Annotated in this window: 21 protein-coding genes; 9 read left to right on the top strand and 12 right to left on the bottom strand. The window is 71.4% G+C overall.

The genetic code is table 11. The features are described 5' to 3' along the window. Positions 1 to 28: 28 nt before the first annotated feature. The 4 genes from ACFYO5_RS20595 to ACFYO5_RS20580 all read right to left on the bottom strand — a co-directional run bounded on the left by ACFYO5_RS20595 (position 29) and on the right by ACFYO5_RS20580 (position 4,442). A complete protein-coding gene (locus ACFYO5_RS20595) occupies positions 29 to 1,435 on the bottom strand; it encodes a hypothetical protein (protein ID WP_388710343.1) in 1,407 nt (468 codons plus the stop codon). After that, positions 1,425 to 2,042, bottom strand: coding sequence for a DUF6114 domain-containing protein (locus tag ACFYO5_RS20590; protein ID WP_356567513.1), 618 nt, complete (start codon positions 2,040 to 2,042; stop codon positions 1,425 to 1,427). Before ACFYO5_RS20590 ends, ACFYO5_RS20595 begins: the two co-directional genes overlap by 11 nt. 146 nt (positions 2,043 to 2,188) lie before the next feature. Next, complete coding sequence (locus ACFYO5_RS20585; protein WP_356567515.1) at positions 2,189 to 2,821, bottom strand: DUF6230 family protein; 633 nt, start codon at positions 2,819 to 2,821, stop codon at positions 2,189 to 2,191. Between the two features lie 646 nt (positions 2,822 to 3,467). Continuing rightward, complete coding sequence (locus tag ACFYO5_RS20580; RefSeq protein ID WP_388710340.1) at positions 3,468 to 4,442, bottom strand: tetratricopeptide repeat protein; 975 nt, start codon at positions 4,440 to 4,442, stop codon at positions 3,468 to 3,470. Between the two features lie 212 nt (positions 4,443 to 4,654). Between ACFYO5_RS20580 and ACFYO5_RS20575 the strand changes: the two genes are divergently transcribed. Continuing rightward, positions 4,655 to 5,341 (top strand): TetR/AcrR family transcriptional regulator, encoded by a 687-nt coding sequence (locus ACFYO5_RS20575; RefSeq protein WP_388710338.1) that lies wholly within the window; start codon positions 4,655 to 4,657, stop codon positions 5,339 to 5,341. A 281-nt stretch (positions 5,342 to 5,622) separates the two neighbouring features. Here the strand turns inward: ACFYO5_RS20575 and ACFYO5_RS20570 are convergent, their stop codons facing one another. Beyond that, positions 5,623 to 7,323: a methylmalonyl-CoA mutase gene (locus ACFYO5_RS20570; RefSeq protein WP_388710336.1), complete on the bottom strand. Its 1,701-nt coding sequence runs from the start codon at positions 7,321 to 7,323 to the stop codon at positions 5,623 to 5,625. 96 nt (positions 7,324 to 7,419) lie between these two features. Here ACFYO5_RS20570 and ACFYO5_RS20565 point away from each other — a divergent pair, with 96 nt between their 5' ends. Beyond that, the gene (locus ACFYO5_RS20565) at positions 7,420 to 7,761 is read left to right on the top strand and encodes a DUF3817 domain-containing protein (protein WP_356567523.1); all 342 of its coding nucleotides are present in this window, start codon (positions 7,420 to 7,422) and stop codon (positions 7,759 to 7,761) included. Between the two features lie 36 nt (positions 7,762 to 7,797). Here the strand turns inward: ACFYO5_RS20565 and ACFYO5_RS20560 are convergent, their stop codons facing one another. From ACFYO5_RS20560 to ACFYO5_RS20550, 3 genes are all read right to left on the bottom strand, one after another. Then, positions 7,798 to 8,277 (bottom strand): hypothetical protein, encoded by a 480-nt coding sequence (locus ACFYO5_RS20560; RefSeq protein WP_388710333.1) that lies wholly within the window; start codon positions 8,275 to 8,277, stop codon positions 7,798 to 7,800. Positions 8,278 to 8,452: 175 nt separating this feature from the next. Further along, entirely contained in the window at positions 8,453 to 8,962 is a 510-nt protein-coding gene (locus ACFYO5_RS20555) for a MarR family transcriptional regulator (RefSeq protein WP_356567527.1), read from the bottom strand. 90 nt (positions 8,963 to 9,052) lie between these two features. Then, positions 9,053 to 10,207 (bottom strand): matrixin family metalloprotease, encoded by a 1,155-nt coding sequence (locus ACFYO5_RS20550; protein ID WP_388710331.1) that lies wholly within the window; start codon positions 10,205 to 10,207, stop codon positions 9,053 to 9,055. A gap of 189 nt (positions 10,208 to 10,396) precedes the next feature. On the opposite strand from ACFYO5_RS20550, the gene ACFYO5_RS20545 reads away from it, so the two are divergent. After that, positions 10,397 to 11,149 (top strand): hypothetical protein, encoded by a 753-nt coding sequence (locus ACFYO5_RS20545; protein ID WP_388710454.1) that lies wholly within the window; start codon positions 10,397 to 10,399, stop codon positions 11,147 to 11,149. Further along, the gene (locus ACFYO5_RS20540) at positions 11,146 to 11,802 is read left to right on the top strand and encodes a TetR/AcrR family transcriptional regulator (RefSeq protein WP_388710329.1); all 657 of its coding nucleotides are present in this window, start codon (positions 11,146 to 11,148) and stop codon (positions 11,800 to 11,802) included. The genes ACFYO5_RS20545 and ACFYO5_RS20540 overlap by 4 nt, the downstream gene beginning before the upstream one ends. A gap of 31 nt (positions 11,803 to 11,833) precedes the next feature. On the opposite strand, the gene ACFYO5_RS20535 is transcribed toward ACFYO5_RS20540, so the two are convergent. Next, positions 11,834 to 12,136 carry an MTH1187 family thiamine-binding protein gene (locus ACFYO5_RS20535; RefSeq protein ID WP_356567533.1) on the bottom strand — a complete coding sequence of 101 codons (303 nt, stop codon included), beginning with the start codon at positions 12,134 to 12,136 and terminating at the stop codon, positions 11,834 to 11,836. Then, positions 12,133 to 12,480, bottom strand: a complete 348-nt coding sequence (locus ACFYO5_RS20530; protein WP_356567535.1) for a DUF3817 domain-containing protein — start codon at positions 12,478 to 12,480, stop codon at positions 12,133 to 12,135. The genes ACFYO5_RS20535 and ACFYO5_RS20530 overlap by 4 nt, the downstream gene beginning before the upstream one ends. 287 nt (positions 12,481 to 12,767) lie before the next feature. Here ACFYO5_RS20530 and ACFYO5_RS20525 point away from each other — a divergent pair, with 287 nt between their 5' ends. The 4 genes from ACFYO5_RS20525 (at position 12,768) to ACFYO5_RS20510 (ending at position 15,412) form a co-directional block, all read left to right on the top strand. Continuing rightward, entirely contained in the window at positions 12,768 to 13,400 is a 633-nt protein-coding gene (locus ACFYO5_RS20525) for an AIM24 family protein (protein WP_388710452.1), read from the top strand. 1 nt (position 13,401) lies between these two features. Further along, on the top strand, positions 13,402 to 14,052 hold the full coding sequence (locus ACFYO5_RS20520; RefSeq protein ID WP_388710326.1) for an AIM24 family protein: 651 nt from the start codon (positions 13,402 to 13,404) through the stop codon (positions 14,050 to 14,052). Next, positions 14,049 to 14,843, top strand: a complete 795-nt coding sequence (locus ACFYO5_RS20515) for an AIM24 family protein (RefSeq protein WP_388710324.1) — start codon at positions 14,049 to 14,051, stop codon at positions 14,841 to 14,843. The genes ACFYO5_RS20520 and ACFYO5_RS20515 overlap by 4 nt, the downstream gene beginning before the upstream one ends. A gap of 92 nt (positions 14,844 to 14,935) precedes the next feature. Continuing rightward, entirely contained in the window at positions 14,936 to 15,412 is a 477-nt protein-coding gene (locus ACFYO5_RS20510; RefSeq protein ID WP_356567541.1) for a MarR family transcriptional regulator, read from the top strand. A 96-nt stretch (positions 15,413 to 15,508) separates the two neighbouring features. On the opposite strand, the gene ACFYO5_RS20505 is transcribed toward ACFYO5_RS20510, so the two are convergent. Then, positions 15,509 to 16,924: an ATP-binding protein gene (locus tag ACFYO5_RS20505; RefSeq protein WP_388710321.1), complete on the bottom strand. Its 1,416-nt coding sequence runs from the start codon at positions 16,922 to 16,924 to the stop codon at positions 15,509 to 15,511. After that, complete coding sequence (locus ACFYO5_RS20500) at positions 16,921 to 17,598, bottom strand: response regulator transcription factor (protein ID WP_388710319.1); 678 nt, start codon at positions 17,596 to 17,598, stop codon at positions 16,921 to 16,923. The genes ACFYO5_RS20505 and ACFYO5_RS20500 overlap by 4 nt, the downstream gene beginning before the upstream one ends. A 212-nt stretch (positions 17,599 to 17,810) precedes the next feature. Between ACFYO5_RS20500 and ACFYO5_RS20495 the strand changes: the two genes are divergently transcribed. Continuing rightward, positions 17,811 to 18,410: a PepSY domain-containing protein gene (locus ACFYO5_RS20495; RefSeq protein ID WP_388710317.1), complete on the top strand. Its 600-nt coding sequence runs from the start codon at positions 17,811 to 17,813 to the stop codon at positions 18,408 to 18,410. The last annotated feature ends 176 nt before the right edge of the window (positions 18,411 to 18,586 follow it).

The following is an 18,586-nucleotide window of genomic DNA, read 5'->3' as shown; positions in this document are numbered from 1 at the left end:
GGCTCCCGGACGGGACTGCGGGGGATGCCTACTTGGTGTTGTAGAGGTGCATCCCCGGTATGTGGAGGTCGCCGCCGAACTGGCCGGCCTGCACGACCTTCGCCTTGGTGAAGTAGATCAGCGGGATGTTCAGCGGAGGCGGGTTCTCCGGGTCGAACGTCACCGGTATCAGGCCGAACAGGTTCCCCGAGATGCTCTCGGTGTACATGATCGTGTCGCCGTTGCGGATCGTCGACGTCGTGCCCGAGCCGGCCTGGACGTGGTACGTCACGCCCGCCTGCTTGTCGTCGACCGTCTGGTGCAGGTCCCCTATGTCGGTGCCCTCGGAGATGACGTACTTCAGGACCTTCTTCTTGGTGCCGTTGGCCGTCTTCACCTCGACGATGCCCTGGTAGTCGGCGCCCTTGAGGAGCAGCGAGCTGGCGTTGAGGTACCACGGGTCGTCCGGCAGCGGCGTCTTGTTGTCGATGCCGCTCTCGTCCTCGGTGGCGACCGGGCAGTCGTCGACGTCCGTCGTGGCGCTCTCGGACGGGCTCGGCGAGGCGGTGGCGTCCGCGGCCGTCTCCGCCGCCTTGTCGCCGGTGTCCTGGGCCGTGTCGTCCGCCTTGTCGGCGGTGTCCTTCACGGCGTCGGTGAGGGCGTCCGTGGTGTCCTTCCCCGTGGCGCCCTTGCCGGAGTCGTCCTTGGCGGCGTCGTCCTCGGCGGAGCCGGACGAGCCGGAACCCGTGTCCGTGGAGCCGCCGGTGCCCGTCGAGGCGGACTCGGAGGCCGACGGGGTCGGGCTCGCGGTGGCCGTCTCCGCGGCGTCCTTGCCGTCGAACAGATCGGTGATCGTGTCGCCGATCGTCTCCAGCAGGTTCTTGTCGGTCTCGGACGGCGAGGGACCGGCCGTCGCGGTGCCGGTGTCGGACTTCTGCGGCTCGGACACCGCCGACGAGGCCGCGGGGGCGGGCTCGTCCGCTTCGCCGGAACCTGAATCCGGCGACGTGGAGTCACCCGAGCCGCTCGTGCCGCCGGAGGAACCCGAAGCGCCGCCGGTCTGCTCGTCCTGGGAATCGTCCCCGGACCCGGAACCGGACCCGGACCCGGCGTCCGAGTCGTCCTTCGCGTCGTCCGCGGACTCGCTCGCGCTTGCCGAGGCGGACGGCGTGGGCGACGCGGAGGGGCTCTCCGAGTCCTCCAGGGCCGCGACGCAGTCCTTGTACTCGTCGATGGTGAGGCTCTTGGACGCCGGCTGGTCCTCGGCGTTGGCGAGGGTCGGTGTGAACCCCATGCCCATGAGGACCGCCGTCGGCATGGCCGCCAGGGCTATCGCCTTGCCGGCCGGCATGTGGAGCCTGGTGAGCAGCGGCTTCTTGGGTGCCGCGTGGCGCGGCCCGGTTCTCACGCGGGCAGCGTCCACATCGCTCCCGGTGGTCACCTCGTCAGCCGGCACTGTGCCTCCCGTTCGCCCCGTTCGCCGGGCTCGTTCCTGACAGTTCGTTCGGCTCGTCCGTGCCGCCGACGTCGTCCTTGGTGAAGGCCGGACCCGTGCTGTACGGGTTCGCGGTGGGCCCGCCCGCCGGGGCGGCTCCGAGGCCCTCCGGATAGCCGGCCGCGGGCGTGGTGCCCGTGCCCGGCCCGTGCTCCGGCGCCTGCTCCGCGGGCGGCGGTCCCGGCGCCCAGGACACGGCCATCGCTCCGCCGATCAGGGCGAGGAAGAAGCCGATGAGGAAACCGCCGAGGTTGGACACCGGGATCGAGACGAGTCCCAGCAGGATCGCCGCGACGCCCGCGAAGACCCGTACGTGCTTCTGGAACCACAGGCTGATGCCCAGCACCACCAGCAGCACACCGATGATGAGCGAGCCGGCGCCGGCGGTGGTCGCCATCGCCAGCGTCAGATGACCGATCTGGAGATGCGCGTACGGGAAGTAGGCGATGGGGAGCCCGCTGATCAGAACGAACAGGCCGGCCCAGAACGGCCTCGTGCCCCGCCAGGCGCGGAACTGCTGCCTCCGGCGGTCGAACTGGCCGGGGTCGGCAGGGGTCTCGGCGCTCATGGAAAACAGCTCCCTGGTGCGGCGTTGCTGTGGTGGTGGTCCTGCTTGCGGGGACCGGCGCTCACCGCGGGGCGGGAGCTGCGGTCCGGACGGGTGAGACTGGACGGGCGGGGGCGCCACCGGCCCCCCCGCCCGTCAGGGAGTGCTTAGTAGCACTCCTTGACACCCGTCGACAGCGACATCTTCAGGCCGCTGAGCTTGAAGGTTCCGGCCGTGGTGGCCCACGCCGTCTGCTTCACGCCGACCAGCGTGGCCGATTCGGCCTCCTGCGCGAACCCGAACGGGTTCGCGGTGTCGCCGTCCTTGATGCCCGGACCCTTCTTCAGGTCCTTGGCGGCCACACCGATGTCGATGTTCTTGAACGTCGCATCGGCCTCGAGGTTCTCGACGTCGATGAAGAGGTTCTCGGCCTGGACCGGGGTGTCGCCACCGCCGGCCTTCAGCGTGAGGCTGACCGAGCCGAGCAGCGGGATGTTCGGCGTGACCACGGACTGGCACATGTTCGTGATCGACGCGCTCTTGAACCCGGAGACGGCGACGGGGTGAGCCGTCTTCTTGCCGTCGAGGGTGTAGCCCGAGTCGATCGCGCCGTACTGCGAGAAGCCCGTACCGACGAGCTTGTCCGCGGTGACCTTGAACGACTGACCCGAAACGCTGAACGACGCGGCGAGGGCACCCTGCGCGAGGGCGACACCTATACACGCCGTGGCGGCGACGCTGGGCACCATGACCACAGCGAACCGCTTCCATCTGGTCCCGCCACGCACCTGGGACTCCATATTTCCTCCTTCTCGGACGTACATCTCCTGGCCCTGACTAGCCCCCGGAACGGCGGCTCAGCCGGGCAGGGATGGGAGAAGTGCTACGTCCTCGGGAAGGGGAGCGCCCGTACTCGGAGGCGCGAACCGCGCCCGAATCACCGGCGATCACCCCCGAGCGACAACCACTGGTCGCACCTGACACGCATCACGCACAACCTTGCTGGACAGGCTTCGCCGTGGCGAAGACCCCCCTGCCCAAGAGCCGACGCCACTGGCGTCGTCCCTGCTCGGTGGGGACCCAGGAAAATCCGTTGACCCAACCGGCTGTCGGGGTACGGGAATGGACCGAGCGTGGCCGATCGTGGTGCATTCTCGGCGCCCGCACAAGGGGGTTCGTTACTCGCTAGTAACGGCCGGATAACCGAACAACGACCCACAGGTCTCGGCCGACGACGCTCGGTGGCAACCATGCCCAGGACAAAACTATTGATCGCTGGACAGAAACCGACAGAACAACGGTTCTGGCTTACTACCAGTAACAGCGGCCGCGATTACCAAGATTTGGTAAAACGCGGCCGCAACGGAACCGTGCCGGCAGAACTTCCCCTCGAGCACCACCGGCTCCGACGTTTAGCGACTGGTCAGAACCGGGGCTCTCGCCCCGTCAGAACAGGGCGCGCGCCAGCGCCCTGCGCGCCGCGGTCACCCGCGGATCGTCGGGCCCGACCACCTCGAAGAGTTCGAGCAGCCGCAGCCGTGCGGCGTCCCGCTCGTCGCCGGCCGTGCGGGCCACCGTGTCGATGAGCCGCCCGAAGGCGTCCTCGACGTGCCCGCCCACCAGATCGAGGTCGGCGGCGGCGATCTGCGCCCGCGCGTCCCCCGGCTTCTCGGCGGCGTCCTTGCGCACCTGCTGCGGGTCCATGTCCTGCACCCGGTGCAGCAACTCGGCCTGCGCGAGGCCCAGTTTGGCCTCCGTGTTGCCGGGGTCGTCGGCCAGCACGTTCTGGTACGCGCGCACCGCCCCGCCGAAGTCACCCGCGTCCAGCGCTCCTACGGCGGCCTCCAACAGGGCGTCGTACGGGCCGACCGACGGCTCGACGACCTCGGCGCGCTCGCCGGGGTCGGCCTGGGGATCGACGGTGAGACCGGTCAGACCGAAGCGCTGCTCGGCGACCTGCACCAGTTGGTCGAGGGTCTGGCGGATCTGCGTCTCGCCGGCGGCTCCCTGGAAGAGGGGCAGCGCCTGCCCCGCGACGACGGCGAAGACGGCCGGGATGCCCTGCACCCCGAACTGCTGCATCAGCATCTGGTTGGCGTCGACGTCGATCTTGGCGAGCAGGAAGCGCCCGTCGTACTCGACGGCGAGCCGCTCCAGCACCGGGCTGAGCTGCTTGCACGGCTCGCACCACTCGGCCCAGAAGTCGATGACGACCGGCACCTCGGCGGACCGCTGGATGACGTCCCGCTCGAACCCGGCCTCATCGACGTCGATGACGAGGTCCGCGGGCGACACCGCCCCCACCCCGCCCTGCCGGGCGGCTTCGGCCCGAGCCTGCTCCGCCTTCGCCTTGGCCTCCTGGGCCGCCTTCACCGCGGCGAGGTCGACGACTCCGCTCATGGACATGTTCCGTGGCTGCATGCGTCTATCCTCCCCCGTCGGCGCGTGTGCGTGAAAAGCGATCCGAAAACAGCGCCGGGTCCCCACCCCACGCCGTCCGGCCGCGACTCGTGTACGTCCGTTCACGAGCTTTCGCTACGAGTCGTAGCGTAATACCGCGGGGGCCCTTCCCGCCGCCCCACCCCGGTGATCTCCCTCACGACCGATCAGAACCGGCCGGTTATGGTCGAAGGATGCAGAGCCGCACCCCCGCCGGCCGTGGCGGACGTCCGCGCAGCGCCGCCGCCGACGCGGCGATCCTGGCCGCGACCCGCCAGGCGCTGGTGGAACTGGGCTGGTCCAAGCTGACGCTGGGGGACGTGGCGACCAGGGCGGGCGTGGCCAAGACGACGCTCTACCGCCGCTGGTCGGGCAAGAACGAACTGGTCGTGGACGCGGTCGCGGAACTCTTCGACGAACTCGAACTCCCCGACCGGGGCAGCCTGGCCGCCGACATCGAGGGCGTCGTCCTCCAGTTCGCGGCGATCCTCGCCCGCCCGGAGGCCAAAAGTGGCCTGATGGCGGTGGTCGCGGAGTCCATCCGGGACGACGCCCTGCGGGCGCGTATCCGCGCGTCCATCGTCGATCCCCAGAAGGAACTGGTCCTGGAGGGCCGGGCCCGCGCGCAGACGCGAGGCGAACTCCCCCCGGAGACGGACCCGACGGAGGCGGCCCGCACGGTCGACCTGATCTTCGACATGGTCGCGGGCGCCGTGGTCCACCGCACCCTGGTCAGCGCGGAACCGGCGGACGAGGAATGGGTACGAGACCTCACCCGGGTGCTGCTCAACGGCCTGGCGGCAGCAGCCACCGGCCCGTCCGGGGGTCAGCCTCAGGGGCAGTTCGAGGACAAGGCCTCCCGGGCCGAAGCGGGGGCGTAGGGCGGCGCGGACGTAGGGCGGCGCGCGGACGTAGGGCGGCGCGCGAACGTAAGGCGGCGCGCGAACGTAGGGCGGCAGCGAGGGACGGGAGACGGAGCCGTCGGACGGGGCACGGGGACGTCGGACGGGGACGGGGCACGCGGGCCCGGAGGGGAAGCGGAACGGAAAGGGGCGGCAGGGAGAGGAAACACCCCGGCCGCCCACCACCCGGACCCGCCCCCACCTGGAACCGACCCAACCAACCCTGGAACCCGACCTGGAGGCCCGCCCGGAAAGCGCCCCTAGAAGCCCGCCGGTTCCGTATACACCCCCCACTCCTCCCGCAGCACTCCGCAGATCTCCCCGAGCGTCGCCTCCGCCCGCACCGCCTCCACCATCGGCCCGATCATGTTGGACCCGTCCCGGGCGGCGGCCAGCATGGCGTCGAGGGCGGCGCGAACGGCCGCGTCGTCCCGTGCCGTCCGCCGCTCGCCCAGCTCCCTGACCTGATCCCGCTCCACCTCGTGGGAGACCCGCAGGATCTCCAGGTCCCCGGTCACCGACCCGGTGTGCGCATTGACGCCGACGACCCGCTTCTCGCCCTTCTCCAGCGACTGCTGGTACCGGAACGCGGACTCGGCGATCTCCCCGGTGAACCACCCGTCCTCGATCCCGCGCAGGATCCCGGACGTGACGGGCCCGATGGGGTGGCGTCCGTCGGGGTGCGCGCGCAGCCCCCGCTCCTTGATCTGCTCGAAGATCTTCTCGGCGTCGGCCTCGATCCGGTCGGTCAGCTGCTCGACGTACCAGGAACCGCCCAGCGGGTCGGCGACGTTGGCGACCCCGGTCTCCTCCATCAGCACCTGCTGCGTGCGCAACGCGATCTCGGCGGCCCGCTCGGAGGGCAGCGCGAGGGTTTCGTCCAGCGCGTTGGTGTGCAGCGAGTTGGTCCCGCCGAGGACGGCGGCGAGCGCCTCCACGGCCGTACGCACCACGTTGTTGTACGGCTGCTGGGCGGTCAGGGAGACGCCGGCGGTCTGCGTGTGGAACCGCAGCCACTGGGCCTTCTCGGACCTGGCCCCGTACACGTCCCGCATCCACCGGGCCCAGATCCGGCGCGCGGCACGGAACTTGGCGATCTCCTCGAAGAAGTCGAGGTGCGCGTCGAAGAAGAAGGAGAGGCCGGGGGCGAACACGTCCACGTCCAGTCCGCGGCTCAGCCCCAGCTCCACGTACCCGAAGCCGTCCGCCAGTGTGTACGCCAGCTCCTGCGCGGCCGTCGAGCCGGCCTCGCGGATGTGGTAGCCGGAGACGGAGAGCGGCTTGTAGTCGGGGATCCCGGCGGCGCAGTACTCCATGAGGTCGCCGATGAGGCGCAGATGGGGCTCGGGCTGGAACAGCCACTCCTTCTGCGCGATGTACTCCTTGAAGATGTCGGTCTGGAGGGTGCCGTTGAGGACGGCCGGGTCCACGCCCTGCCGTTCGGCGGCGACCAGGTACATGCAGAAGACCGGTACGGCCGGTCCGCTGATGGTCATCGAGGTCGTCACGGAGCCGAGGGGGATGTCCTTGAAGAGGACCTCCATGTCGGCGGCGGAGTCGATGGCGACCCCGCAGTGCCCGACCTCGCCGAGCGAACGCGGGTCGTCGGAGTCGCGGCCCATCAGCGTCGGCATGTCGAAGGCGACGGAGAGGCCCCCGCCGCCGTTGGCGAGGATCATCTTGTAGCGCTCGTTGGTCTGCTCGGCGTTCCCGAACCCGGCGAACTGCCGGATGGTCCAGGTGCGCCCGCGGTAACCGGTCGGGTACAGCCCTCGGGTGTAGGGGTACTCACCGGGCCAGCCGATCCGCTCGAAACCCTCGTAGGTGTCGCCGGGCCGGGGCCCGTACACCGGCTCCACGGGATCGCCGGAGAGCGTGGTGAAGTCTGCGTCGCGCTTGCGCGCGGCGTCGTACCGGGCCTGCCAGCGACGGCGGCCTTCCTCGATGGCGTCAGCGTCCATACCCACGAATTTACTTGGACGTCCTAGTAAATGACTAGTGATGCAGGTCAGGACACGCGCGTAGGACACCTGGGAGCACCCGTTACGCTCGACGCCATGAAGAAGAACGTCCTGACCCGGTACCGGGTGATGGCTTATGTCACCGCCGTCCTGCTGATCCTGCTGACGGTGGGCGTGATCGGCAAGCGCCTGCTGAACCTGGACGGGTTCGACGCCTTCGTCACCGGGGTCGGCATCGCCCACGGCTGGCTGTACGTGCTCTACCTCGTCTTCGCCTTCGATCTCGGCAACAAGGCGAAGATGCCGGTCGGGCGGCTCCTGTGGGTCCTGCTCGCCGGCACCGTCCCGACCGCGGCCTTCTTCGTGGAGCGCCGGGTGACCCGCGAGGTCCAGCCCATGATCGAGAAGGACACCACTCCGACACCCGCCACGGCCTGACCCCAGGGGGGCCGGAGCCGGCCGCGGAAGCGGCTCTCACCTCGTGATGTAGTGGCACTGCACGGCGCGGAGCTTGCCGTTCACGAAGAACTTGGCGCACGCCTTGCCATAGGCCGGCAGCGTCTGCGGCCGGGCGCGCCGCAGCGGGTCCCCCTTGCACTCCGGGTGGGTGGACCCGCGCGAGGTTCGGTACGACCTGTTGTCGGTGTCGGCGTAGGAGAAGTCGATCCTCCAGTTGCAGAACCTGGTGAAGGTGGCCGCGAGCCCCGCGCAGTCGACTCCCGCGAACTCGCTCGTGACGCGTCTGCCCGAGCCCTTGATCGTGTGGGTCAGGAAGCAGCCGACGGGCACTCGGACGCCCACCCCGCGCACGTCGTGGTCGAAGGTGCCGATGGGGCTGGATCCCGTGGCACTGGCGTGCGCCGTCCCGGTCGTCCCCAGCGTCACGGCGGCGGCCAGAACCACCGCGCTCGCGACGGTCAGGCCGCCACGGACCCACTGGCGAAAAGGTGACACAACAGGATTCCTCGCTGCCGGCGGAGCCGGAGTCCCGGCGTCCGAACGATGATCGGCCGACAGCATCGCAGCAGGAAGGTCCGGTCCGGCCGGTCTAAGCGAGTCACCCGCCGGGCGACCACCGCCAAGGGGGAGCCACCGGCCGGTTCGTTGACGGTCGGGGAACCCGGTGGCCTCACTCCTCGTCGAAGTCCTGTGCCGCCACCCGCAGCGGGCGCAGCATCGCGAAGATCTCCGAGCATTCCTCCGCGTCGTACACGCCGAGGCCGAAGTCCATGGCCATCAGGTCGCGGGTGGCCGCCTCGACGACCTCGCGGCCCTTGTCGGTGATGGTGGCGAGGGTGCCGCGGCCGTCGTTGGGGTTGGGGCGCTTGGCGACCAGGCCCGACTTCACCAGGCGGTCGACGGTGTTGGTCACGGAGGTGGGGTGCACCTGGAGCCGCTCGCCGATCTTCGACATGGTCAGTTCCCCCTCCTTGGAGAAGGTGAGCAGCACCAGGGCCTCGTAGCGCGCGAAGGTCAGCCCGTACGGCTTGACCACCGCGTCCACCTCGGCGAGGAGGATCTGGTGGGCGCGCATGATCGAGGTGATCGCGGCCATGGAGGGCACGCTTCCCCAGCGGCGCTTCCAGAGTTCGTCGGCGCGGGCGATGGGGTCGAAGGGAAGGCTGGGCGGCTTCGGCACGGCACCAGACCCTACCCGTCGGTCATATCGCGGTCAGCCTCGTCTCGACCCTCGGTCGGCCCAGGCCCTTCCGTCCGCCCGGTGGCGCCTTCAGTACAGGGCGCGCAGGCCGAGGACGTCACCGCGGCCCAGGGTGCGGGCGGCGGTGGAGCAGGCGAAGGAGTTGGTGAACATGGTCTGGCTCTCGTGGCCCTGGCCCACGTGGGCCAGGCCGAAGACGTGGCCGGCCTCATGGGTGGCGACGCTGCGGAGGTCGTAGGTGTGGGAGCAGGTGTCGGTGGGGCGGTCGGTGAAGGCGTGGTCGTGGGTGTTGAAGCGGACGTCCGCCTCGCGCAGTTCGTCGGGCCCGCCGGACACGGCCCGGCTCCAGGAGCAGGTCGTGGCGACGACCCCGCCGCTGAGGTCCCCGGCGTCCCAGACGCTCATGCCGTCGCGCGCCATGCAGCGGGCGTCGCGGTCGATGTCGGCCTCGTTGCCGGTCCGGGACAGGAACCGGGCCTTCGCGGTGACCGTGTCGTCGAAGCCGCAGTCGTTGCGGCTGGCCGTGATGGTGCCGATGGCGTCCTCGAAGGCGCGACGGGCGTCCCCGGCGGCGAGGTCCGCGGGCAGGGTGCCGTCGCCGAGGAACCACTCGTAGGTGTCGTACTCCTTGTGACCGGCGGTGGCATACGCCCCGTCGACACACGCGGCACGGGCCCGGCCGGGGGCGGAGCCCGACGCGGGGGCGCGCTCCGGGGCGGAGCCCGACACAGGGGCGTGCTCCGGGGCGGAGCCCGGCACGTGGCCATCGCTCGCGGCGGAGTCCGGCGCACGGACCGAACGCGGGGCGGAGCCCGGCACGTGGCCGTGGCTCGCGGCCGTCGTGTGCGGGGTCGTGTCGGTCAGGTCGTAGGAGACCGTGCCGTCGGCGGCGACCGCCAGGGTGAAGCCGTGCAGGGAGCCGTCCACCGTGAGGGCGTCGACGCTCACCTTCATGCCGGGGTCGGGGACGGTGACACCGGCTCCGGCATGGGTGACCAGGCGGCCGACGGCCGCGCAGTCGAGCACGGAGGACCCGGCCGGCAGGTCGTCGAGGGTCAGCGCACCCGGGGCGAGCGCGCAGTCGCCGGCCCCCGCGCGCGGAGGCGCCGTCGCGCCGCCCGAGGCGGCCAGCGAGAGGACCGTCACCGCGACCGCGACCACCTTCCCCACGGCCGCCGCCGTCGCCCTGCCGCCCACCCGTACCGGCCCGCGCCGCGCTGCCACTTCGCCTCCGTGTGAATGCCCGTCCGCCGGACGGGACTTGATCGACCCCCGGAAGAGGTTAGCCATCCGGTACGGCCCGTAACCCCGTCCGGGGTCACCCGATTGAGCGATCGCTCAAACGCGTGTACCTTTCCCCCCTGGAGTGCTTGAGCGATCGCTCAAACACCCGTCCGATCCGGGGGGATTCACCTGCGCATCTGTGTCGAGGCGCGCATCCGCGCCGATCTGGACGACCTGTGGACCCGCACCCAGGACCCCGCCCAGCAGCAGCGCTGGGACCTGCGCTTCAGCGAGATCGCCCACCTCCCGCGCGCGGAGGGCGAGCCGCAGCGCTTGCGGTACGCCACGCGCGTGCTGCCGTTCCTGACGGTCACCGGCACCGGCGTTCCGACGGGCGAACGCCGGCCCCCCGACGGCACCCGCACCTCCGCCCTGCGCTACACCTCCGCGCACAGGCTCTCGCTGCCGGCCGAGGGCAGCCGCCACTGGCGTTACGTCCCCGACGGCGACGGCGTCCGCTTCCTCGCCGGCTGCGACTACCGGCCCCGCTGGGGCGTCTTCGGCGCGCTCGCCGACCGGCTGGTGTTCCGCCCGCTCACGGGCTGGGCCACGGCCTGGTCCCTCGACCGGCTGCGGCTGTGGCTGGAGCGGGGCATCACGCCGGAGCGGGCGCTGCGCAACTGGCTCGCGGAGGTGACCGTCCGCGTCGTCGCCGCCACCGTCGCCTGCGCGGGCCTCGGCTGGGAGTCGTTCCTGCGCCTCCTGGGGCCGTTCGCGGCGTCGACGGCCTACCTGCTCCCGCTGCTGCTGAGTCTCGTGGTGTGCCTGGCGCTGCTGGTGCCGCCCCTCGCCCGCACCCCGGCCGCCCGCCGCTGCCTGCGCACCCCACCGGTCCGCGCGTGCGCGTCCCCGCTCCCCCGGACCCTGGAGGATCCGCGATGACCTCGACCGAGACCGCGAAGTCCCAGGAGACGAAGGCGAAGCTGCTGGACGGCGCCCTGCGCACGCTCACCGAGCAGGGCATCGCCAAGACGTCCGCCCGCACGGTCGCGGCGGCCGCCGGGGTCAACCAGGCCCTGGTCTTCTACCACTTCGGCTCGGTGGACGAACTGCTCGCGGCGGCCTGCCGGTACGGCGCGGAGCGGTCGGTGTCGCGCTACCGGGACCGCTTCGCGACGGTCGCCTCGCTGTCGGAACTGCTCGCCCTCGGGCGGGAGATCCACGAGCGGGAACGGGCCGGGGGCCAGGTCATGCTGCTGAGCCAGCTGCTGGCCGGCGCCCGGACCCACGCGACGCTCGGCCCCGCCACCGCGGCGGGGCTCGACCTGTGGATCGTGGAGGTCGAGCAGGTGCTCGACCGGGTGCTCGCGGACACGCCGTTCGGCGAGTTCACGGATCCCGCCGGACTGGCCCGCGCCGTCGCCGCCTCGTTCGTCGGCATCGAGCTGTACGAGGGGGTCGACGGCGCGGGCGCCGCGTCGGCGCTGGACGCGCTGGAACAGCTCGGCCTGTTGGTGGGCGCGCTGGAGGAGCTGGGACCGGTGGCCCGGCGGGCCGTGCAGCAGTACCTGCGGCGGGCGTCGGGGAAACGCTGAGGGACCCCGTCCTCCCGGCCGCTCCCCTCGCTCAGTCCTCCCGCGGCGCCAGATGCCGCTCCACCGTCTCCACCTTGGAGGTCAGGCCGTCCGTCACGCCGGGGCGGAGGTCGGCCTTGAGGACCAGGGAGACGCGCGGCGCCCGGGCCTCCACGGCGGCGACGGCCCGCTTGACGACGTCCATGACCTCGTCCCAGTCGCCCTCGACGGACGTGAACATGGCGTCGGTGCGGTTCGGCAGGCCGGACTCGCGGACCACGCGGACCGCGTCGGCGACGTACTCCCCGACGTCCTCGCCGACGCCGAGCGGTGTGACGGAGAAGGCGACGATCACGACGCCTTCACCACGCCCTCGCGCCGGGCGCGGGAGGCGATGACCGCGTCCTCGGCCTCACGGCGGAGCCTGCGCTCGGCGAAGAAGCCGCCGGTGGGCAGGACCGAGAGGACGAAGTAGAGGACGGCGGTCCCCAGGGACCACCTGGCGCGGTTCCAGGCGTCCGCCCAGAAGATCACGTACAGCACGAACAGCACGCCGTGGACCATGCCCATCACCGGCACCGCGTTGAAGTCCGTGGTGCGCTTGAGCACCGAGCAGACGAGCAGCAGCAGGAACGACACCGCCTCGGGGGCGGAGACCAGGCGCAGGCGGCGGAGGGCGGAGGCTGTCTTGAGGTCCACGGGTCACCTTCGGTGGGAGATACGTTGCTGATCCGGTCCGTTTGTGAACGCACGCACAAGCGTTCGTCCATTGTGGCAAACGGGCCGAGCGGGCAGCGGGTCGGGGGGTGTGCGGGCCGGGCGGGGCGGGGGTGTGCGGGCGCGGCGCGGGCGGCACCCGGCGGCACACCGCGGCACCGGGCAGGCCCAGCCGCGGCCGGCGGTCCCCTACGGGACCGTTCAGGGGTGATCTCCACCCGAGAGCCCTGTCGGCGCGGCGCCCCAAAGGTTACCTTCGCAGCGTGGCGATGTTTCGACTCCAAGGCAGCAAGGTGCTCGCCGTCGACATGACCGGAGACGCCGTCAAGGCGAAGAACGGCTCGATGGTCGCGTACGACGGGCAGATGGCCTTCAAGAAGATGAGCGGCGGCGGCGAGGGACTGCGGGGCATGGTGACCCGGCGACTCACCGGCGAGCAGATGACCGTGATGGAGGTGAGGGGGCAGGGGATCTGCTGGTTCGCGGACCGTGCCTCCGAGATCAACCTCGTGAATCTCCAGGGGGACACGCTGTACGTGGAGTCGAGCAATCTGCTCGCGACCGACGCGGGGCTGCGGACGGGCACGTCGTTCACCGGGCTGCGCGGCGCCTCCCAGGGCAACGGGCTGTTCACCACGACCGTCGAGGGACACGGCCAGGCGGCCATCACCTCGGACGGGCCGGCGGTGGTGCTCCGGGTGAGCCCGCAGTTCCCGCTGACCGTGGACCCGGGGGCGTACGTCGCCCACCAGGGCAACGTCCGGCAGTCCTTCCAGTCCGGTGTGACGTTCCGCACGCTGATGGGCGAGGGCGGCGGCGAGGCCTTCCAGATCCGCTTCGAGGGGGACGGCCTGGTGTACGTCCAGCCCAGCGAGCGGAACACGATCGCGGGGGACGTCTGACATGCCCTTCCGTGAGATCAACTCCAAGATGGTCGAGGCGACCGTGCTGCCCGGCCAGCGCCTGTTCAGTCAGCGCGGCGCGATGCTCGCCTACAAGGGCGAGGTCTCCTTCACCCCGAACATGCAGGGCGGCCAGGGTGGTGTGATGTCGATGATCGGCCGCCGCATGGCGAACGAGGACACGCCCCTGATGTCCGTCGAGGGCAGCGGCACGGTCCTGTTCGGACACGGCGGCCACCACGTCCAGATCATCAGCCTCACCGGCGAGACGCTCCACGTCGAGGCGGACCGCCTCCTCGCCTTCGACGGCACCCTCCAGCAGGGCACCATGTTCATGGGCTCCCAGGGCGGCGTCATGGGCATGGTGCGCGGCCAGATCAGCGGCCAGGGCCTGTTCACCACGACGCTCAAGGGCCACGGCTCGGTCGCCGTGATGGCCCACGGCGGCGTCTTCGAGGTCCCGATCACCCCGCAGCGCCCGGTCCACGTCGACCCGCAGGCCTACGTCGCCCACCACGGCGAGGTCCGCAACAAACTGTCGACCGCGCTGGGCTGGCGGGACATGGTGGGGCGGGGCTCCGGCGAGGCGTTCCAGCTGGAGCTGAGCGGCAACGGCACGGTGTACGTCCAGGCGTCGGAGGAGAAGCTGTGACCACCTACCCGGGCACCGGCCCCACCGTGTTCGACCCGACCACCCTGCCGGTCGACGACAACGTGAACGCGTACACCTTCTGCGTGGAGTTGAAGGGGAGCCAGTGGTTCCTGCAGAAGGGGAAGATGATCGCCTACTACGGATCGATCGACTTCAACGGCATCGGACACGGCCGACTGGACCGTCTGGTGCGCACGTCGTTCCATTCGCCTCTGCACGCGAGCGACTGGGTCGTGGCGGAGGGTTCGGGCAGGATGCTCCTCGCCGACCGGGCCTTCGACGTGAATTCGTACGACCTGGAAGACGGCAACCTGACCATTCGCTCGGGCAATCTGCTCGCTTTTCAGCCAACCCTGGCACTGAAGCAGTCGATCGTTCCGGGTTTTCTGACACTGATCGGAACCGGGAAGTTCGTCGCCGCATCTAACGGCCCGGTGGTGTTCATGGAACCCCCCATCCGGGTGGACCCGCAGGCGCTCGTCGGCTGGGCCGACTGCCCGTCCCCGTGCCATCACTACGACCACGGGTACATGACAGGTCTGATGGGCGGTCTACGTGCGCTGACAGGCCTGGGCGGGGCTTCCGGGGAGGAGCACCAGTTCGAGTTCGTGGGCGCCGGCACGGTGCTGCTCCAGTCCACCGAGACCCTCATGGCCGAGCAGGCCACGGGGGCGGTTCCGCAGGAGCCGGGGGTGCCCGGCGGCGGCGGGGCGGGCGGGTTCGGAGGCCAGGCGGGCGCACCGCGCCTTCCCGGACAGCTGGGAGACCTCCAGCGTCGCTTCGGGCTGTGAGCGGTAGTCTGCGGAGTGTGACGTCGAACGCGTGCGCACTGTCACACCACCCTTACTAGTTCGCCTTTCAACATTTTAGGTAGACTTCATTTATGGAGACCGAAACGGCCACGCGCTGGCTGACCGAAGCGGAGCAGTGCGCCTGGCGCACCCACCTGGAGGTCAACAGGCTGTTGACGTACCAGCTCGAGAAGGATCTCCAGCCGTTCGGGCTGACCATGAACGACTACGAGATCCTGGTGAACCTCTCCGAGTCGGAGGACGTCCGGATGCGGATGAGCGACCTCGCGTCCGCCACCCTGCAGTCCAAGAGCCGCCTCTCGCACCAGATCACCCGCATGGAGAACGCCCACCTGGTGCGCCGTGAGAACTGCGAGTCCGACCGCCGCGGTCTGTACGCGGTCCTCACCGAGCACGGCATGGAGACGATGCGGAAGGTCGCGCCCCATCATGTGGCGTCCGTGCGTCGGCACTTCATCGACCTCCTCTCCCCCGAGGCCTTGGCGGAACTCGACAAGGCCCTGACCCCGATCGCGGACCACCTCCGCGAACAGCGGGGACGCCCGTAAGCGGTCCCGACCCGAGCGGCCGAACCGAAGCCGCCGGACCGAAGGCCGGACCCGAGCGGCCGAAGCGGTCGGAGCGGTCGGAGCGAGCAGAAACGATCAGAGCGCCGGAAGGCGGAGCCGGAACACGGCTCCGCCTTCCGGCGTCCCACCGACCGTGAGGGTGCCGCCGTGGCGTACGGCCACGTCGCGGGCGATGGCCAGGCCGAGCCCCGCCCCGCCGTCGTCGCGGCTGCGGGCCGCGTCCAGCCGGACGAACCGCTCGAAGACCCGTTCCCGGTCCGCCTCGGGCACGCCGTCCCCGTCGTCGGCGACCGCGACGACGGCCCACCGCCCCTCCCTCCGCACGGTCACCGCGACCGTCTCGCGGGCGTGCCGCTCCGCGTTGTCGAGCAGGTTGGCCAACACCCGTCGCAACTGCCCCCCGGATCCGGACACCTCCGCCGGCTCCGCGTCCACGGTCACCCGGCTCCGGCCGCCCGACTCCTCCCGCGCCAGCGCCGCCAGGTCGACCCGCGCGTCCGCGGGCCGCTCCCCCGCGTCGAGCCGGGCCAGCAGCAACAGGTCGGCGGCCAGCCGCTGGAGCCGTACGGTGTCCTCGACGGCGCCCGGGACGTCCAGCAGCTCCGGATGCGCGGCGCCCACCTCCAGCTGGGTGCGCAGCGAGGCGATGGGGCTGCGCAGTTCGTGGGAGGCGTCGGCGACGAACCGGCGCTGCCGCTCCACGGCGGTCTCCAGCGCGGCCAGCGTCTCGTTCGTGGTGCGGGCGAGCCGGGCGACCTCGTCGTGGGTGTCCGGCTCGGGCACCCGGCGGGCGAGGTCCGCGGAGGCGGTGATCGCGGCCATCTCGCGCCGGATCCCCTCGACCGGGCGCAGTGCCCGCCGGGTCATCAGCCAGGTCACGCCCGCGACGACGGCCAGCAGCAGCGGGAAGCCGATCAGCATGACGGTGAGCGCGGTGCGCACGGCGGTGCGCTCGGTGGACAGGGGCGCGCCCGCGTACACGGTGAGGGTGCCGCGGTCCTCCGTCTCGACCTCCACGGCGGCGAAGCGGTAGTCGGCGCTGTCGCCGTCCACGGTGGCGGAGCCGTCGCTGTAGGAGGGGTCCTCGCCGATCTCGCCCGGCCGGAGCACGGAGGTCCCGGCGGAGTCGTCGTCGGCTTCCCCGTCGTCATCCGCGGGGGCGGCGGGGGCGGTCGCCGGGCGCACCGCGTCCGTTCCCGTCCCGCTGATCCGCTCCAGGTGCTCGCTGACCGCGACCAGGGTCGCGTCCTCGGTGACGACCTGGACGGGGCGGTCGTCGTCGTCGAGCGACAGCTCGCCGTAGGGCTGTCCGGCGGCGAGTTCGGCGGCGACCTCGCGCGCGGTGCGCTCCGCCCGGGTGCCGGCCTGGCCGCTCAGGTCGGTCCACAGCGACAGCAGGACGGCCGTCCCGGCGGCCAGCAGTGCCACGGCGACGACGAGTGTGGCTCCCAGGGTGGCGCGGGCCCGGACGGACCCGAGACGGCGTCTCATCGGTCCGCCTCCGCCCGCTCCAGCCGGTATCCGGCGCCGCGGACCGTGCGGATGAGCCCGGCGCCCAGCTTGCGGCGCAGCGCGCTGACGTACACCTCCACGATGTTGGGGTCGCCGTCGTAGGCGAAGTCCCAGACGTGGTCGAGGATGTCTGCCTTCGACACCACCTGTCCGGCCCGCACCACCAGCTGCTCCAGGACGGCGAACTCCTTGGCGGTGAGCGTCGCCTCGTCGTCGCGCAGGAACACCCGGCGGGCCGCGGTGTCCACTCTCAGCTCGCCGAGCACATGCACCGGGGAGGCCCCGGCACCCTGTCCGCGACGCCGCAGCAGGGCCTTCACCCGGGCCACCAGGACGACGTACGAGAACGGTTTGGTGAGGTAGTCGTCCGCGCCCGTGTCGAGGCCCTCCGCCTCGTCGTACTCGCCGTCCTTGGCGGTGAGCATGAGGATCGGGACGTCGTTCCCGGCGGCGCGCAGGGCGGAGCAGACCCGGTAGCCGTTCATGCCCGGCAGCATGATGTCGAGGACGAGCAGGTCGTACGGCGACTCGCTCGCGCGGTGCAGCCCCTCCAGGCCGTCGTGCACGACGTCCACGGCGAAGCCCTCGGCGGTCAGACCCTTGGCGAGGGAGAGGGCGAGGCGCTTCTCGTCCTCGACGATCAACAGGCGCATGCGGACCAGGGTCGCAAACCGAAGCTGAAGCGGTCTTCAGGTTGCTTCAGCGTGCCTTCAGCTCGGCTCGGGCAGCGTGGTCCCCGTCGCCACCGAAGCGGACACCACCGGAAGCGGACGCAGCCGATGCGGATGCCACCGGAACCGGACGCGACCGGAGCGACGAGACAGAAGCCACCAGACCGAAGCAGCACACAGCGGGAGGAACCCCCATGAAGCGCAAGCTCGTCATCGCCGCCGTCGTCGCCTCCGTCGCCATCGGCGGCGGCACCGCGGCCGCCTTCGCGGACGAGGACGCACCCGGTACGACGGCGGACGTGCGGACCGCGCGCCCGGCGGCCGGGGCACCCGGCTCCGCCGAGGTCACCGCGGCCGAGGCGATCGGGGCGGCGCTGAAGTCCCGTCCGGGCACGGCCGTCTCCGCCGACCTCGACACGGAGGCCGGCGACGACGACCGCGGCTGGCAGGTCGAGATCCTGGGCACCGGCACGACCTCCTACGAGGTCCTCGTCGACCCGGCGACGGGCCGCGTCCTCGGCACGCAGACCTCCACCGACGATGCCGACGACGTCCGCGAGGCCCGCGCCCTGCTCAAGGGCGCCGGCGTCACCGCCGCCGAGGCCGCCGAGAAGGCCGCCACCAAGGGCTTCGTCACCTCGGTCGACCTGGACGACGACGGTGCCGGCGCCTGGGGCGTGGAGACCGACGGCTCGTCGGCCGAGGAGCGTGACTGGAACGTCGCGCTGACCGACGCCAAGCTCACGGCGGACCGTGACGACGACGGCCAGGACAAGACCGGCGACGACGACTGAATCCGGCCATCCGCTCACCTCACCCGCCCGGCCCCGTCCCCGCCCCCGCCGTGACCGGGGCCGGCGCGTCCGCCGCCGCGAGGCACACGGCGAGCGGGGCGTGGCCCGGGGAGCGGCCCCGAGGGTGCCGGGCCCGGGGGCTGCCCGCTCTCCCCACGGTGCCGATCCGGGCGCCC

The organism is Streptomyces sp. NPDC006259 (genome assembly GCF_042870975.1).
Taxonomy (GTDB): domain Bacteria; phylum Actinomycetota; class Actinomycetes; order Streptomycetales; family Streptomycetaceae; genus Streptomyces.
Note: the sequence above shows the minus strand (reverse complement) of the source record. Positions and strands in the feature narration are given on the sequence as shown.

Coding starts and splice junctions, on each gene's coding strand:
- ACFYO5_RS20580 (WP_388710340.1), bottom strand. CDS start 4,442: ATGCAGCCACGGAACATGTCCATGAGCGGAGTCGTCGACCTCGCCGCG.
- ACFYO5_RS20525 (WP_388710452.1), top strand. CDS start 12,768: ATGTTTCGACTCCAAGGCAGCAAGGTGCTCGCCGTCGACATGACCGGA.
- ACFYO5_RS20495 (WP_388710317.1), top strand. CDS start 17,811: ATGAAGCGCAAGCTCGTCATCGCCGCCGTCGTCGCCTCCGTCGCCATC.
- ACFYO5_RS20590 (WP_356567513.1), bottom strand. CDS start 2,042: ATGAGCGCCGAGACCCCTGCCGACCCCGGCCAGTTCGACCGCCGGAGG.
- ACFYO5_RS20570 (WP_388710336.1), bottom strand. CDS start 7,323: ATGGACGCTGACGCCATCGAGGAAGGCCGCCGTCGCTGGCAGGCCCGG.
- ACFYO5_RS20510 (WP_356567541.1), top strand. CDS start 14,936: ATGGAGACCGAAACGGCCACGCGCTGGCTGACCGAAGCGGAGCAGTGC.
- ACFYO5_RS20585 (WP_356567515.1), bottom strand. CDS start 2,821: ATGGAGTCCCAGGTGCGTGGCGGGACCAGATGGAAGCGGTTCGCTGTG.
- ACFYO5_RS20540 (WP_388710329.1), top strand. CDS start 11,146: ATGACCTCGACCGAGACCGCGAAGTCCCAGGAGACGAAGGCGAAGCTG.
- ACFYO5_RS20575 (WP_388710338.1), top strand. CDS start 4,655: ATGCAGAGCCGCACCCCCGCCGGCCGTGGCGGACGTCCGCGCAGCGCC.
- ACFYO5_RS20505 (WP_388710321.1), bottom strand. CDS start 16,924: ATGAGACGCCGTCTCGGGTCCGTCCGGGCCCGCGCCACCCTGGGAGCC.
- ACFYO5_RS20565 (WP_356567523.1), top strand. CDS start 7,420: ATGAAGAAGAACGTCCTGACCCGGTACCGGGTGATGGCTTATGTCACC.
- ACFYO5_RS20520 (WP_388710326.1), top strand. CDS start 13,402: ATGCCCTTCCGTGAGATCAACTCCAAGATGGTCGAGGCGACCGTGCTG.
- ACFYO5_RS20500 (WP_388710319.1), bottom strand. CDS start 17,598: ATGCGCCTGTTGATCGTCGAGGACGAGAAGCGCCTCGCCCTCTCCCTC.